Source organism: Cocleimonas sp. KMM 6892, from assembly GCF_035798195.1.
GTDB lineage: Bacteria > Pseudomonadota > Gammaproteobacteria > Thiotrichales > Thiotrichaceae > Cocleimonas > Cocleimonas flava.
In genome coordinates, this window is the sequence record NZ_JAPFBV010000001.1 from 296,984 (window position 1) to 311,188 (window position 14,205).

The 14,205-nt window shown below is 40.0% G+C and carries 13 protein-coding genes; 1 reads left to right on the forward strand and 12 read right to left on the reverse strand.

Features of this window, described 5'->3' with window-relative positions; all coding sequences use genetic code 11:
* Window position 1: 1 nt before the first annotated feature.
* From OO007_RS01385 to cobO, 12 genes are all read right to left on the reverse strand, one after another.
* Window positions 2-1,783 (reverse strand): sensor histidine kinase, encoded by a 1,782-nt coding sequence (locus OO007_RS01385; RefSeq protein ID WP_325807446.1) that lies wholly within the window; start codon window positions 1,781-1,783, stop codon window positions 2-4.
* Between the two features lie 233 nt (window positions 1,784-2,016).
* The gene (locus OO007_RS01390) at window positions 2,017-3,147 is read right to left on the reverse strand and encodes a GGDEF domain-containing protein (protein ID WP_131904247.1); all 1,131 of its coding nucleotides are present in this window, start codon (window positions 3,145-3,147) and stop codon (window positions 2,017-2,019) included.
* Window positions 3,148-3,354: 207 nt separating this feature from the next.
* Window positions 3,355-4,440: a DNA polymerase IV gene (gene dinB / locus OO007_RS01395; RefSeq protein ID WP_325807447.1), complete on the reverse strand. Its 1,086-nt coding sequence runs from the start codon at window positions 4,438-4,440 to the stop codon at window positions 3,355-3,357.
* Window positions 4,430-5,329 carry an Hsp33 family molecular chaperone HslO gene (hslO, locus tag OO007_RS01400; protein WP_131904248.1) on the reverse strand — a complete coding sequence of 300 codons (900 nt, stop codon included), beginning with the start codon at window positions 5,327-5,329 and terminating at the stop codon, window positions 4,430-4,432. The genes dinB and hslO overlap by 11 nt, the downstream gene beginning before the upstream one ends.
* Before the next feature lie 138 nt (window positions 5,330-5,467).
* Window positions 5,468-6,670 carry a GGDEF domain-containing protein gene (locus OO007_RS01405; RefSeq protein WP_325807449.1) on the reverse strand — a complete coding sequence of 401 codons (1,203 nt, stop codon included), beginning with the start codon at window positions 6,668-6,670 and terminating at the stop codon, window positions 5,468-5,470.
* 141 nt (window positions 6,671-6,811) lie between these two features.
* Window positions 6,812-7,693 (reverse strand): class I SAM-dependent methyltransferase, encoded by an 882-nt coding sequence (locus tag OO007_RS01410; protein WP_325807450.1) that lies wholly within the window; start codon window positions 7,691-7,693, stop codon window positions 6,812-6,814.
* A 259-nt stretch (window positions 7,694-7,952) separates the two neighbouring features.
* On the reverse strand, window positions 7,953-9,398 hold the full coding sequence (gene gatB / locus OO007_RS01415) for an Asp-tRNA(Asn)/Glu-tRNA(Gln) amidotransferase subunit GatB (RefSeq protein WP_325807452.1): 1,446 nt from the start codon (window positions 9,396-9,398) through the stop codon (window positions 7,953-7,955).
* A 1-nt stretch (window position 9,399) separates the two neighbouring features.
* Window positions 9,400-10,872 carry an Asp-tRNA(Asn)/Glu-tRNA(Gln) amidotransferase subunit GatA gene (gatA, locus tag OO007_RS01420; protein WP_325808042.1) on the reverse strand — a complete coding sequence of 491 codons (1,473 nt, stop codon included), beginning with the start codon at window positions 10,870-10,872 and terminating at the stop codon, window positions 9,400-9,402.
* A gap of 25 nt (window positions 10,873-10,897) precedes the next feature.
* Window positions 10,898-11,185 carry an Asp-tRNA(Asn)/Glu-tRNA(Gln) amidotransferase subunit GatC gene (gatC, locus tag OO007_RS01425; protein ID WP_131904253.1) on the reverse strand — a complete coding sequence of 96 codons (288 nt, stop codon included), beginning with the start codon at window positions 11,183-11,185 and terminating at the stop codon, window positions 10,898-10,900.
* 256 nt (window positions 11,186-11,441) lie between these two features.
* On the reverse strand, window positions 11,442-11,963 hold the full coding sequence (locus OO007_RS01430) for a SixA phosphatase family protein (protein ID WP_325807454.1): 522 nt from the start codon (window positions 11,961-11,963) through the stop codon (window positions 11,442-11,444).
* 163 nt (window positions 11,964-12,126) lie between these two features.
* On the reverse strand, window positions 12,127-12,717 hold the full coding sequence (locus tag OO007_RS01435; RefSeq protein ID WP_325807455.1) for a hypothetical protein: 591 nt from the start codon (window positions 12,715-12,717) through the stop codon (window positions 12,127-12,129).
* Window positions 12,718-12,813: 96 nt separating this feature from the next.
* Entirely contained in the window at window positions 12,814-13,452 is a 639-nt protein-coding gene (gene cobO, locus OO007_RS01440; protein WP_131904256.1) for a cob(I)yrinic acid a,c-diamide adenosyltransferase, read from the reverse strand.
* Window positions 13,453-13,625: 173 nt separating this feature from the next.
* Here cobO and cobU point away from each other — a divergent pair, with 173 nt between their 5' ends.
* Window positions 13,626-14,174 carry a bifunctional adenosylcobinamide kinase/adenosylcobinamide-phosphate guanylyltransferase gene (cobU, locus tag OO007_RS01445; protein ID WP_325807457.1) on the forward strand — a complete coding sequence of 183 codons (549 nt, stop codon included), beginning with the start codon at window positions 13,626-13,628 and terminating at the stop codon, window positions 14,172-14,174.
* The last annotated feature ends 31 nt before the right edge of the window (window positions 14,175-14,205 follow it).

Below are 14,205 nucleotides of genomic sequence, written 5' to 3' on the forward strand. Positions count from 1 at the left end.
GTTAAAAATCGCTTTCAGTCTGCGTATCAACCGCAGGTAAACAAAGTGTAAATAATGCACCACCACCTTTACGATTACGAGCATCAAGTGAACCATTCATATCTTTTACCAGATTAAATGATATAGACAAACCAAGACCCAGCCCCTTGGAGGTGTGCTTTGTGGTGAAAAAGGGTTCGAATATACGAGATAAATTACTTTCCTCAATGCCAGTGCCGTTATCACTAATTTCGATACAATATTCGTGATTACATGCCTCATCGTTGTCTTTCAAAACCTTATCCGCTGAGCCCTTTTCTGTCACATCAATCCATACATTTCTCTCGGATTTCTCGCTGGTGGCAGAAATAGCATTACTGATGAGATTAACCAATATCTGGCTCAACCAAACCTCATCCGCCAATACCATTTTCTTGGGGTCATGAGTGTTAATTTTGTAATTTATATTGGTGCCACTACTGACAATTTTAGAGTTTACGATAGCGATCGCTCTGTCGATTGAGGCATCTATATTCACGGGTTTTAATTGGCCTTTGCTTTTACGCGCAAACGATTTTAGCTGACCTGTAATCGCCGCCATATTCTCAGTAAGTTTGGTGATTTCAGTGAGATTTTGACCCACCATATCCAGTCGATCTTTTTGCAGAAACTGACTGGCATTATCAGCATAAGCCCTGATCGCAGAGAGCGGATTATTGATCTCATGCGTAATGCCTGTAGAAAGCTCTCCTAGTGCAGCCATTTTTGCGGCCTGGATTAAATCTTCCTGAGACTTTTTTAACGCCTGCGTTCTCTCTGCCACTTTGTTTTCTAATTCTTCAGTCGCCCGCTGTTGAAAATCTTTTCGCTGATTTTGTATTTTCATTAGCAGACCGGCAAGTGCTGTTACCAATAAAATCAAAATGGCACTGATCAGCATTTTTCTGGAAATTGCTTTTTCCGCTATCGAATAATCTGACAACACCCTGACATCCCAGCCAGCCATATCCATGTTTTTAGTTAACATTTGGTATTTTTTATCGAGCAGTTTTACGATTTGAAAGCCTTCGTCTTTCAAATCAAAACTCTCTTTATTCAGCGTTTTGATATCTTTTTTATACTGGTAGCGTTTATTTCTTTTAACGACACTCAAGTCAACATCGGATATCGCATTTAAATCCCATTCACTTTTGCTGCTTAAAAATATGATGCCGTTATTGTCTGTCACGACAAAGTCGACATTAGCCGCGGTCCAGTTAAAAGCAAGGTCACTCAGCGGCACTTGCACAACCACAATTCCAATTACTTTTTTATTCACTTGAATAGACCGGGCGAAGAAATAATAACGTTCGTTATTTTCAGTCTGCGAGGTAAAGTAACGCCCTAGAATATTGTGCTTTGCCTGAGCAAAATAAGGCCAATCCGAATAATCTTTATCGATGAGTGAATTTTTATCCGCCCAATTACTTGACGACACCACCTTACCCACAGAATTCATCAAAAATATCGTCGTTGTCCCTGATATATTATTAATATGTTCCAATGAGAGGTTAATGCTTTCCTGACCACGTTTAAATGCTTCAGTCGACTCAGTGGTTTTTAAAAAATCTATTATTTCATTATTATTGGAAAGCAAAGAAGGTAGATAGAGATGCCTTCCAAGCGTAATTTGAAGTTTATTAACGATCAGCAGAAGTTGTCTTTGAAGCGTTGTTTGCAGTTCCGTCTCAGCGCTTTTTTTGGCGTAACTATAGGCTGTCATCAACGCCAAAGAGGCGAGGATAATTCCAAATAATATAAGCAATCGGGGAGATTTAACGGACGATGATTTAATGTTTGATTAATCCTAAAATACTATTAGTCGATATCTGCAATAAAAATCAAGCATACAATAGCATATAAAATGATGCTTATTTAACCGAGTAACAAACCCCAATAATAAAAAAACGCCTCAAAGTGGGGGGGTGTATTTTAGCCTTTAAAAATAGTGTTTATAGATGCTGAAGATTACACGCCTGCTTAAGCAACTTTTCCTAATTAGGCTTTATAGGAATTCAAGCTAACTATTTTTTCATCCTTATTTTCAAGTGACGATTCAAGATTGAAATACTTTGCGTATTCCTGATAGCTATCCGTATGGCTAGTCTCATCGTGTAACGCTAGATATACTTTATTTCTTCCGCGTTTTTTCGACAGATACAGCGCTTCGTCTGCTCTGTCTAACCAGCTCGTTGCGTTTTCATCTTTTGCGGGAATTTCAGTCACACCGATGGATACTGTCAAATCGTATTTTGCCAGAGATGGAAAAGCAGCTACCTTCTCTCGAATAGACTCAGCCAGTTTTGCAGCACTGTCTAAATTTGAGTTATACGCAAGAACAACAAACTCTTCGCCACCATAACGGTAAACAGAATCAGAGCTTCGGATACTCGCTTTAATCAGCTTGGCAAAGACGGCTAATACTTCGTCACCTTCTGCATGGCCAAAGGTATCGTTGATTTTTTTGAAGTGATCAATATCCAGAATCATAATAGAAACCGTTTGATTACTTCTGCTGAGACTGGCACTTAAATCATCTAATTTTTCATTAAATGCCAAGCGGTTTTTAACCCGCGTTAAGCTATCAATAGTTGCCAATTCAAACAATAGACTCTGCTGGTTTTCTGATTTAGACGCACCAAGATATAGCAAGATATTCAACAAGATAAGCGCCGGGTAATAACTAACAAGAAACTCGGTCGTTATCTGGTCTATGACAATCAGCGTAGAAGCTAAAGACAATAAGATACTAGAGGCTAATGCGACGGTTTTATTTATGGTGTAGTAACCTATTCCCACAAACGCAAAAATCCACATAAAACTATTGATGCCTTTTACCGAAACGATAATCAACATAAAAATGGAGCTAATACCAAACACGACATAGTTTACATACTGAACTTTTTTACGGCGCCAAATGCTAATACTTAAAGAAAGCAGTAATAAAGATATAGCGAGGTCAAACATACCTATGACGAAATCATTTGTATAAAACCGATACATCGACATTGGGAATATGATGAAAAAAGCAACCGAAATACCATAGAAATAGTATCGCGAGTCTAGATTTTGTATCTGGTTTTGACCCAGAAACATCTCTAGATTTGTTTTTTTTGTTTCTAATGGCATAGCGTTCAATTATTTTTAAAATAGTTATCTATTAAATACAAAGCAATTTTTGTGCCATGCAATATATTGGCGATAAAAGCACATCTAGCTATGCATTTGAGACACACGTGACAACTTTATGTGGACATTTTTTGACATTGTAGAAAATAAGCAATTTATGTACACATCGTTATATTGGCCAATCTAATGGTACAAATAACTCAAAATCTAAATTAAACGCAATTGTTCTGGCATATCAGGGGGATTAAATTGCAAACCCAACCCGATCAAACGAACGGGTCGTTGACCTCTTAGCCACGCATCTGCACACAACCTCATATAAGCGTGTTTATCGGGCTTATTTCCAACCATCTGAATCGTAGTTGTTTCAAAATCATCAAATCGCAATTTAACAAAAAGTGCTTTGGGGATAAGTCGCTGTTTCTTTTGAGCCCTTTCTAGCCGAACCAACAATTCAGCATAGATTTTAGTAAGCTCTAGCAAACAACTTTCCAGATCAGGTAAATCCTGGGCAAAGGTATCTTCAACACTGAGTGATTTACGTACCCAGTGGGTTTGCACAGGACGAGTATCGATACCCTGACTGTATTTATAAAGTTGTTCGCCAAAACTTCCAAAGTATTGATTAAGCTTATCCAGCCCCATCTTGTTTAAATCTTCGCAGGTTTCGATATTCAATTCCGACATCCGTTTTGCGGTGACTTTACCGACGCCGGAAATGGCTTTTACATGTAGCGCTTTAACAAACTCTTGAACATCATCTGGTGTTATGACTTTTTGACCGTTGGGCTTATTCCAGTCACTCGCAACTTTTGCCAAAAATTTATTAGGAGCAACTCCGGCTGATGCGGTTAAGCGTTGAGTATCGAAAATACGCTCGCGAATCTGTTGCGCAATCAAGGTAGCGCTACCGCCACAATGGCTTGATTCACTGACATCAAGATAAGCTTCATCTAACGATAATGGTTCGATCTGATCAGTGTAATCTTGAAATATCTGATGTATTTCGCCGGAGATCTGTTTATAAAGATCCATGTGCACAGGGGTGGTAATCAAACTCGGGCATTGTTGAAATGCCCGCGACATCGGCATCGCTGAATGTACCCCGAACTTCCGTGCCTCGTAATTACAAGCTGCAACCACCCCCCTACTTTGAGGGCTTCCCCCAACAGCGACCGGTTTTCCCTGTAACTGAGGATTTTCACGGACCTCTACCGCTGCGTAAAAACAATCCATATCAACATGAATGATTTTACGCATCATAGAACGATTTAAACCGTCTTCAGTGGACACTTCCTGTTCCAGAAATATCGGTGACGTCAGCATCCACAAATAAACGCTTAACATCGATGCTATCGAGTGTGTATTGCGTATTACAGAATTCGCAATCAATCGTTATTTGCCCTTGCTCCTCAATGATTGAGTTTGCTTCCTGCTCGCCTATAGAGCGAATTGTATTATCAATTTTTTCATTAGAGCAGGTGCATTCGAAGCGTAAAATCTTATCTTCGTAAATCCGTAGATCTTCCTCGTGATAAAGCCTATGCAGCAAGGTTTGTGAGCTTAAATTTAGCAACTCTTCCTTGGTAATCGTATCTGCTAAAATAGTGGCGTGATTCCAGCCTTCGTCTTGAATTTCTGATGACTCTGAAGGCAAACATTGCAACATTAAACCCGCTGCACGGGTGTCATCGACAGCTAGCCACAAACGGGTTTTAAGCTGTTCCGATTGAGCAAAATACTCACTAAAAGACTCGGCAAGAGATTCACCTTCCAACGCGACCAGACTTTGATAGCGCTCGCCTTGTGACGCATTAGGCTCAACACTAATAACCATCGTCGCCAAGCCCTGATCTTCTGCTACAAATAAATCCTGAAATTTAGCATCATCGGCAATCTCACCATGCCAGTTTGCCATGCCACGGATTGCACCATCGGATGTGGCTTGTACGACAAGCGTGGAAACAGGCATTGCTCCCCGAATTTGTAATATCAGTGAGCCATCAAATTTCAACGACTCTGCCAATAAGCTGATAGCGACAAGTGCCTCGCCTAATACCTGCTTTACAGGTTCGGGGTATTCAGCATTATTTAAGATTTCTCGCCAGGAAGAATCAAGTGATACCCACTCGCCGCGAACGTGTAAATTTTCTAATTGAAAACGATGAAGTGAATCCGACATGAATCCATACCTTTTTTGCAAAGGACAATTCTAACGCAGATAGAAGAAATGGAGAACAATAATGATACAAAAAATAATAAAAACGAAATATAGGTTTCGAAACTCAACGCCCAAAAATCTTAAATAGATTTGATTAAATTAAACTTTTTTACCCGGGAAAACCGCTACTTTATTATCTTTTTGTTGATAACTTGATCCGACAGAAATTGGAGGTCTGCCTTTCTTCGCGGCATACATTCTCTTATCAGCAATATCCAGCAGCACACTGATTTGATTGCCATGAATAGGATATGCCGATAGACCGATACTAGAACCCACTCGCACGCGGATGCCTTCAATATTCATCGGTTGAGCAATAATGGCTGCAAATTTTTCAGTCATATTTTCCGCTTCACCAAGGTGATCTTTATCCATCATCAAACCGATTAGGTATTCATCACCACCTAAACGGGCAATATGATCTCCTCTTCGGATAGCCAACTCTAAGCGCTTTGCTACAACCTTTAAAACCTTATCTCCAGCGGCATGACCATAAATATCATTCACTTGTTTAAAGCCATTAAGGTCCAGGAACATAATCACTAGAACTTTGTCTTTCTCCTCGGCCTCTTTCATTGATGCTTCAAGCAACTCAGTCATATAGCGACGATTGGGTAGGCCCGTCAAAGGGTCATGATTTGCTAGATATTCATTGTCTTTTGCTTCTTCGGCTTTTGCTTTGTAGGCTTCTTTTAAAGATTGTTGTAAGAGATAGTTTTCTCTAATATAACGATCTCTCATTACCTGTGCAATGAACCCAATTATTGCAGCACTTCCAAGTAGAAAAATATTGGTAACTAACGCAGCTTCTCTTGAATTTAATTCCATACCTCTGTCTATCACTTCTATATAGGCATAGCCAAGAATCGATATTAAAGCAAGTGGAACAGATATTCTAAGTTTCAGGTAAGTCCATGAAAATAAAGTTATTAAAATAAGTATGACACCTACAAAATAGGTTTCATATGCCTGATCAATTGGTGAAGATATATATATCATAGCTTCAACACCACCCGCACCTATTACATAGGTAGAGGCTACTATAATGCTATAATGCTTCTCAAAAAAACCTGCAAATGTTGAAATATAAGTTAAGCAAAGACATCCAATTACAAAAGCCCTAATAAGGGTTGCATCTGTGAATGCTGATTTTAAAGCCCAAAAATCGACAGCAACAAATGAGGCATATAGAATCGAGCTCAAAATACACATAAAACGTGTGAGCTTAATCTTCTCATCCTTCAGAAAAGATTGAAATTCAACCTCTTCAGGTTGAGAAAGTTTATTTCTAATTATTTGCATTAATTTGTTTTTATTATTTATATATTATTTTTCAGCCACATTAATTCATGGCATTTACCCAAGAATAGAATAAATTACCGCTTATTGTAATTTTATTATGATGAAAGGTTATATTTGATTAAATATACCTAAATCAAACACTTACTTTTTTAAGTGTAAAAATAGATTTACACCAGTTTCTTCAGACATTACCGAAATCTTCTTCTTATCTACACCAGCAGCCAAAGCAAGCTCAACTAAATCATCCTCACTCCTGTGATGTAAGTACCATTGAAGAATCACTTCCATGAGACCTCTGCTAGGATTATCAACAGAAAAATTCCCAATAACTAGCTCACCACCAACTTCAAGTAGTTGATACATTCTATTGGTAAGCCGTATAAAAAGTTTATCTGAAAAGTAGTCAAATAGTCCTGCTGACCAAATTAAGTCATACCTTGAATCAGTTTTATACCTAAATGCATTTTTATGGATAAAGTTGATTCTGTCAAAATAGTTATCACAAACAACGGAAGCATATTCAATTGCGTTTATATCCATATCGATACAATCAAACTTAACATTTGTATTCGGAGCCTGAATTAAATACTGATACAAATCGCTACACGGACCGCTTCCCAAATCCAATACTAGAGGACTTTTTTTCCCTTGCTCTATTTTAGAAATCAAATTAATAAAATATTCTTTACGGTTTCTAACTGCAATCGTGGCTTCCATATCATGATAAAGCTCATCCCACTTGTGATGTTTTTTATCGCTAGACTTCCACTTGGTGTAGATTCTATCTATTAACTCATGGTCTCCAGCATAACCATGAGGTTTTAAAAATGAAAAACCCACCATGGAATTAAGATCATAAGCGGGAGATAAAGCCTCATACAATTGCATATCAGTTTGCAATGTCTTTGTAGGCATACGGTTTAATTTATTAGTGATTTTTTTTAAGACATCATATTCCGAAGCGGTAGGGCCGCCTCTCTCGTTGACTTCTTTGATTAGATCTACGTACTTCGCAACTTCCATGTTCCAACCTTCTATTTATAAATTTATTATGGTCTGAATGTATCCAAGTCAGACGCTGATTAAATTTACACAACGATAAAGGGTATGCCTGAATCGATGATTAGCAATTAAGCTAGTTAGAAACACCTTGATTTTTTGTGCCATAAAATCCTTTTACGAACAAGGCATTTGCTATCTATATAGTGGCAACAATGCACGAGTTTGTTCAAACCTTTAAAATCATTATTTTTATAGGTCTGATCAAGGATTTTAACCGTTGCTAAGCACTCAACTTATCTTTCAACATTTGATTCACTTGTGCAGGATTTGCTTTGCCTTGTGAAGCCTTCATTACCTGCCCTACAAAGAAGCCAAAGACTTTATCTTTACCGCTCTGGAATTGCTCAACCTGAGCAGGATTATTGGCGATAATCTCATCAATGATAGATTCGATCGCTCCCGAGTCAGTGATCTGCTTAAGACCTTTTGCGTCGATGACTTTATCAGCGGCAGATTCGTCTTTACCGCCTTCATCATTCCACATCGCTTCGAAAACTTGTTTGGCTATTTTCCCAGAGATTGTTTTGTCTTCGATGCGTTTAATTAATCCCGTTAACATTGCTGCGTTCACCGGAGAATCATTAATACTAAGGTCTTCTTTATTTAAATGGCTAGATAGCTCTCCAGTAATCCAGTTAGCCGCGAGTTTGGCATCCGCACTTTTTGCGACAGATTCAAAATAGTCTGCCGTTGCGATATTGGCTGTTAGAACACCCGCGTCATATTCACTGAGGTCGTATTCTTCTACGAAACGCTTGAATTTAACATCGGGTAATTCTGGTAGTGTTTTTCTCACTTCCTCTAAAAACTCATCCGTGATTTCTATTGGCAATAAATCAGGATCAGGGAAGTAGCGATAATCGTTCGCTTCTTCTTTAGAACGCATTGAGCGTGTTTCGTTTTTATCAGGATCGTATAAACGTGTTTCCTGTACGACTTCACCACCCTCTTCGATTAGATCGATTTGGCGCTCTACTTCGATATTAATCGCACGCTCAACAAACTTGAACGAGTTGATATTTTTAAGCTCGGCACGTGTTCCAAATTCTTCCTGACCTTTTGGGCGTACTGATACATTAGCATCGCAACGGAAAGAACCTTCCTGCAAGTTACCGTCGTTAATACCCAGATATTGCACAAGCTCATGAATCTTCTTCATATAGGCTACGGCTTCTTTGGCAGAGCGCATATCCGGCTCGGATACGATTTCCAGCAATGGTGTACCTGAACGGTTTAAATCGATGCCTGTCATGCCTGCAAAATCTTCGTGCAACGATTTACCCGCGTCTTGCTCTAAATGTGCACGTGTTACGCCCACACGCTTGGTTTCACCATTTTCTAAGGTGATATCGATATGGCCGAGTTCAACGATTGGCTTGTCGAACTGGCTGATTTGATAGCCTTGAGGCAAGTCCGGGTAGAAATAGTTTTTACGCGCAAAGACATTGCCTCTACCGATTGGTGCACCAATTGCCAGACCAAACATTGCAGCCATACGCACTGCTTCTGCATTCAACACTGGCAACACACCGGGCATGGCGAGATCGACGACATTCGCCTGTGTGTTTGGCTCTTGTCCGTATTCTATGGATGAACCAGAGAATAATTTGGATTTAGTCGAAAGTTGGGCGTGTATTTCCAGCCCGATTACTGTTTCCCATTCCATGTTATTTCTCCCCTTCACTAACAGCGTATTTTGAAGGCGTTTGCTTGTGCCAATCTGTTGCTTGTTGGTATTGATGTGCGACGTTTAACATTTTTCCTTCAGTGAAAGCATTACCGATAATTTGTAAACCTACCGGCATATTATTAGCAAAACCAGCCGGTACTGACATACCCGGCAAGCCTGCTAGATTAAGCGCAATGGTGTAAATATCAGATAAGTACATGCTAATTGGATCATCCGACTTTTCACCAATTTTAAATGCTGTTTCTGGAGCCACTGGCCCCATAATCACATCAACTTGTTCAAAGACTTTTTGGAAATCTTCGCTGATTAAACGACGGATTTTCTGTGCTTTTAAGTAGTAAGCATCGTAATAACCGGCTGAAAGTGCATAGGTGCCTGTCATAATTCTACGTTTCACTTCGCGGCCAAATGCATCACCACGCGAACGCATATACATATCCGTAAGATCGACTGGATCTTCACAGCGATAGCCATATCGCACGCCATCAAAACGTGAAAGGTTTGATGATGCTTCTGCTGGTGCAATCACGTAGTAAGCAGGAATAGCTAAATGCGTATTCGGCAAGCTAACTTCGACGATTTCAGCGCCAAGTTTCTTGTATTCTTCGATAGCCGCCTCGATCACTTTTGCGACTTCGCTGTTTAAGCCTTCTTCGAAGTATTCTTTAGGTAAACCAATCTTTAAACCCTGCAATGAATCATTCAGCGTCGTTGAGAAATCTGGCACGGGAATATCAACCGAGGTTGAATCTTTCGCATCGAAACCTGACATGGCTTCTAATAGCAAAGCACTATCCGCAGCCGATGAGGCAAATACCCCACCTTGATCAAGACTTGATGCATACGCGATCATGCCGTATCGAGATACACGGCCGTAGGTCGGCTTAATGCCTGTAATACCCGTTAGTGATGCGGGCTGGCGAATAGAGCCGCCTGTGTCTGTACCTGTCGCGATAGGTGCAAGTTTTGCGGCAACCGCAGCGGCACTTCCACCGGATGAGCCACCAGGAACACGATCTAAATCCCACGGATTTTTGACTGCACCGTAATAGGAGTTTTCATTAGATGACCCCATCGCGAATTCATCCATATTGGTTTTACCCAACATTGGCATGCTGATTGATTTAAGCTTTTCAACCACTGTCGCGTTATAAGGTGCGATGAAGTTATCCAGCATTTTAGAACCTGCAGAGGTTTTGACACCATCGGTACAGAAAATATCTTTATGCGCTAGCGGTATACCTGTTAAACCAGACGCAGAGCCGCTGGCAATTTTTTCATCTGCGGTTTTTGCTGTCGCTAGTGCTTGTTCTGCAGTCACTGTGATAAATGCATTAAGTTCGCTATCGTGGCTCGCAATACGATCAAGATAGAATTGCGTTAATTCAACACTTGAGAATTTACCGCTTTGTAAACCGACACTGAGTTCAGCTAGAGATTTATTAATCATTTGATTATCCATACTAATGTGTCCCTCAATCCAGTACTTTCGGTACTAAAAACAAACCGTTTTCAGTCGCTGGTGCATTTTCCATGAGCTTTTCACGTTGATTGATTTCAGTCACTTCATCTTTACGCAAACGCTGCATCGCATCCTGAGGATGAGCCATTGGCTCGATATCTTCGACATTGGCCGCGTCCATCTGATCCACTAGATGGAGGATTCCGGATAGATCTTCAGAGTATTGTTCGATGCTTTCTTCTTTGATGGCGAGTCGCGCCAGAAAGGCTATTTTTTTGACTTCTTCAGGTGTCAGAGACATGTTATTACCGTGTAAATGTTGTAAGGATTCTGCTGGATTGCAGAAGCACTATTTAGTGTGGAGAAATTTAACATATAGATACGCGAATAGAAACGCGCTAAGAAAGGTTTTCTAACTAGTTAACTGTTTAAATCAATTATGTTGATTTCCATACGACTGAAATACAAACCCTTTCCTAAGCTGAAGTTCATAGGCTGTTAATACCTATTAAAAAAACGGCCTGTAAGTAGGGGGGTGCCTTTTTGAATATCAGCAATTAGCTATTTAATTCTTTGGGTCTTAGCATCGCTGTCAGATCGGCATGGTGCATCATCAGATTCTTCCAGCTTACATCGGCATTTATTTTTACCACATTTGCGGTAGTAAATAACTTACCGTTACTTTGTTTGTATTGATGTGTTTCTGCAAAGCCACAAAGGTGTATTAATAAATCCTCCATAGCGGGGTTATGCCCCAGCAACAGCACGCTGTCTATTGTCTCGTCTATATTCGTCAGAACATGCAATAGGGTTACGGTGTAGGCAGAGTAGATTTCAGAATTCCATTGTATCGATTCAATCGGGTAATTCAGCTCACTACAGAGTATTTTACTGGTCTGCTTTGCTCTGATTGCTGGCGATGAAATGACCTTTTGTGGCAACCAATCGCGGTTAAGCATTTCTTCACCGACACGCTTCACATCGGCTTCACCTCGTGAACTCAATGGACGATCGAAGTCCGTTTCGGCATTACTATTCCAGGATGATTTTGCGTGCCTTGCGAGGTAGATTGTTTTCATAGTTAAATTATAGGTGGTTTACTTCTAATCTAAAAAAAAGCCCTATAAGTAGGGGGGTGTGTTTTTGACAAAAAAAATCCAGACACAGAGTCTGGATTTTTCTTTATTTGATTAAGATAGTCAAAAGCTATCGCATAGTCGTTAAGAATATCTTTAGCCAATATTATGAATGCGCTTGTTCTTTATTCGCAGCAGGGCTGTGAGTAATAAGCAAGTGAACTAATGCGACAAAACCAAGGTAGATTGAAGTAGTTTTCAAATAACCCGGTAAGTATTGCGCCACACTTGAAGCATATTGTGCAACACTCATCTCTTCGAACTTACCTGCGAACAGGTAAAAACCAGCATTAGAGATTAAGAAACATACCGCAACGCCTGCTACAGCTGAGGCTACAAAAGTCGCTAGGCCACGTGCATTTTCCTGGTATTTATTCGCAAACCAACGACCTGCGAACCACATTGCTGCATAAGCAGGAATCAAGAATGGATATGCAGGAGTGAAGCAATAATGTACGCCACCTTGCGCATCAATCACGATTAAATCGATCACAAACGCTGCCAGAAAGAATAAAGGAAACGCTAATTTTTTGAGTGAATCACCACGTAGATAAAAACCTACCATGAAGAAAATCGCCCAAGATGCATCAGCCATGTGACTGAATAAATTTCCGCGAGTTGCAATCATCAGCGCGAGTAAAGCACCACCGATGATTAATTGTGTTTTGGTCGTAATGTTATTTTTTACTGTATTCATATTTATTCTCAAATAAACGGACATATTTTTTCGTTTCTATCATTGTAGTATAACTGATTAGCTTCAAACAATGCTAGATACGACCAAAATAGTGTTTTAAAGATCAATCCCGGACTGAGCTTTAAAACCAGCACGATACGCATGTTTTACATCTGCGATTTCCGAAACAGTATCGGCCAAATCAACCAGATATTCGTCTGCGCCTCTACCAGTGACCACAACATGCTGATCAAAGGGTCTATTCTGGATATCATCTAACACGCTATCTTGATCTAAATAGTTATAGTTTAAAAGATAAGTCAGCTCATCCAGCACTACCAAATCATAGCTTGGATCTTGCAACATACTTTGTGCGACCTTCCAGCCATTTTCCGAGGTTTCTATATCCTGTGTTCTGTCTTGCGTATTCCAGGTAAACCCATCTCCCAAAACATGCCAGTCCATTTTTTCATGCGATGAGAAGAACGCCTCTTCGCCGGTATCGGTTCGACTCTTAATAAACTGACACACGCCTACCTTCATACCATGACCCAATGAACGCGCCACCATTCCAAATGCCGAGCTGGATTTTCCTTTGCCATTACCAGTTAAAACAAGCATAAGGCCTTTTGATTTATCAGACTTCTCAATTGCGCTATCGATGATTTTTTTCTTACGCTCCATACGAACTTTATGGCGTTTATTCCTCTCTGCTTCTTTTTGTACAGATTCTTTTGTTACCTTATCTTGTGCCATGCTTGTTCCTTAGATTTTAAATTTTGGGGCAGATTACGGGAGTATAATTCATCTTTGTGTATAACAAAGATAGAAACGAGACATATTCTTTAGCCTTCCTGCCTACAGATCACTTTTACAAATGACTTTTACCGCTATACTACTGACGACTTACTTTTTCTTGCGATAATGTTGTGACTCATAAAATACCCTCCACCCCATCTAGCAGCTTAATACTTGGCGGCGCACGCTCTGGCAAAAGCAGTTTCGCGGAGAATCTTGCCAAAGAATCTGGGCTGGACGTTATTTATCTGGCGACAGCAAATGCGTGGGATGAAGAGACCAAACAACGTGTTGAAAAACACAAATCTGATCGACCAAGTTCATGGAAAACCATTGAAGAGCCGATTCAGTTAGCATCGTGCTTATTGCAAAATTCCAGACCTGAGAAAATCATCATCGTTGACTGCCTGACGATGTGGCTTAACAATTTATTGATGTTAGAAAATCCTGCCCAGTTAAGACAAGAGCTTGATGATTTCCTCGACTGTGTTTCTAAACTTCAAGGTAGGGTCATCCTTGTTAGCAACGAAGTTGGCATGGGCATAATCCCGTTAGGCGAACTGACCAGAAATTTTGTTGATGAGTCTGGTCGCTTACATCAACAACTGGGCAAATTGGTCGACAATGTCACTCTGATTGTGGCGGGCATACCTTTAGTTGTTAAACCTCAACGTCATTAAACCACAACAATAATTAACGATAATTACTAAG

Bases quoted from the DNA above. Each gene is read 5' to 3' on its own strand.
- OO007_RS01390 (WP_131904247.1), bottom strand. From the start codon at position 3,147: ATGCCATTAGAAACAAAAAAAACAAATCTAGAGATGTTTCTGGGTCAA.
- hslO (WP_131904248.1), bottom strand. From the start codon at position 5,329: ATGTCGGATTCACTTCATCGTTTTCAATTAGAAAATTTACACGTTCGC.
- OO007_RS01405 (WP_325807449.1), bottom strand. From the start codon at position 6,670: ATGCAAATAATTAGAAATAAACTTTCTCAACCTGAAGAGGTTGAATTT.
- OO007_RS01410 (WP_325807450.1), bottom strand. From the start codon at position 7,693: ATGGAAGTTGCGAAGTACGTAGATCTAATCAAAGAAGTCAACGAGAGA.
- gatB (WP_325807452.1), bottom strand. From the start codon at position 9,398: ATGGAATGGGAAACAGTAATCGGGCTGGAAATACACGCCCAACTTTCG.
- gatA (WP_325808042.1), bottom strand. From the start codon at position 10,872: ATGATTAATAAATCTCTAGCTGAACTCAGTGTCGGTTTACAAAGCGGT.
- gatC (WP_131904253.1), bottom strand. From the start codon at position 11,185: ATGTCTCTGACACCTGAAGAAGTCAAAAAAATAGCCTTTCTGGCGCGA.
- OO007_RS01430 (WP_325807454.1), bottom strand. From the start codon at position 11,963: ATGAAAACAATCTACCTCGCAAGGCACGCAAAATCATCCTGGAATAGT.
- OO007_RS01435 (WP_325807455.1), bottom strand. From the start codon at position 12,717: ATGAATACAGTAAAAAATAACATTACGACCAAAACACAATTAATCATC.
- cobO (WP_131904256.1), bottom strand. From the start codon at position 13,452: ATGGCACAAGATAAGGTAACAAAAGAATCTGTACAAAAAGAAGCAGAG.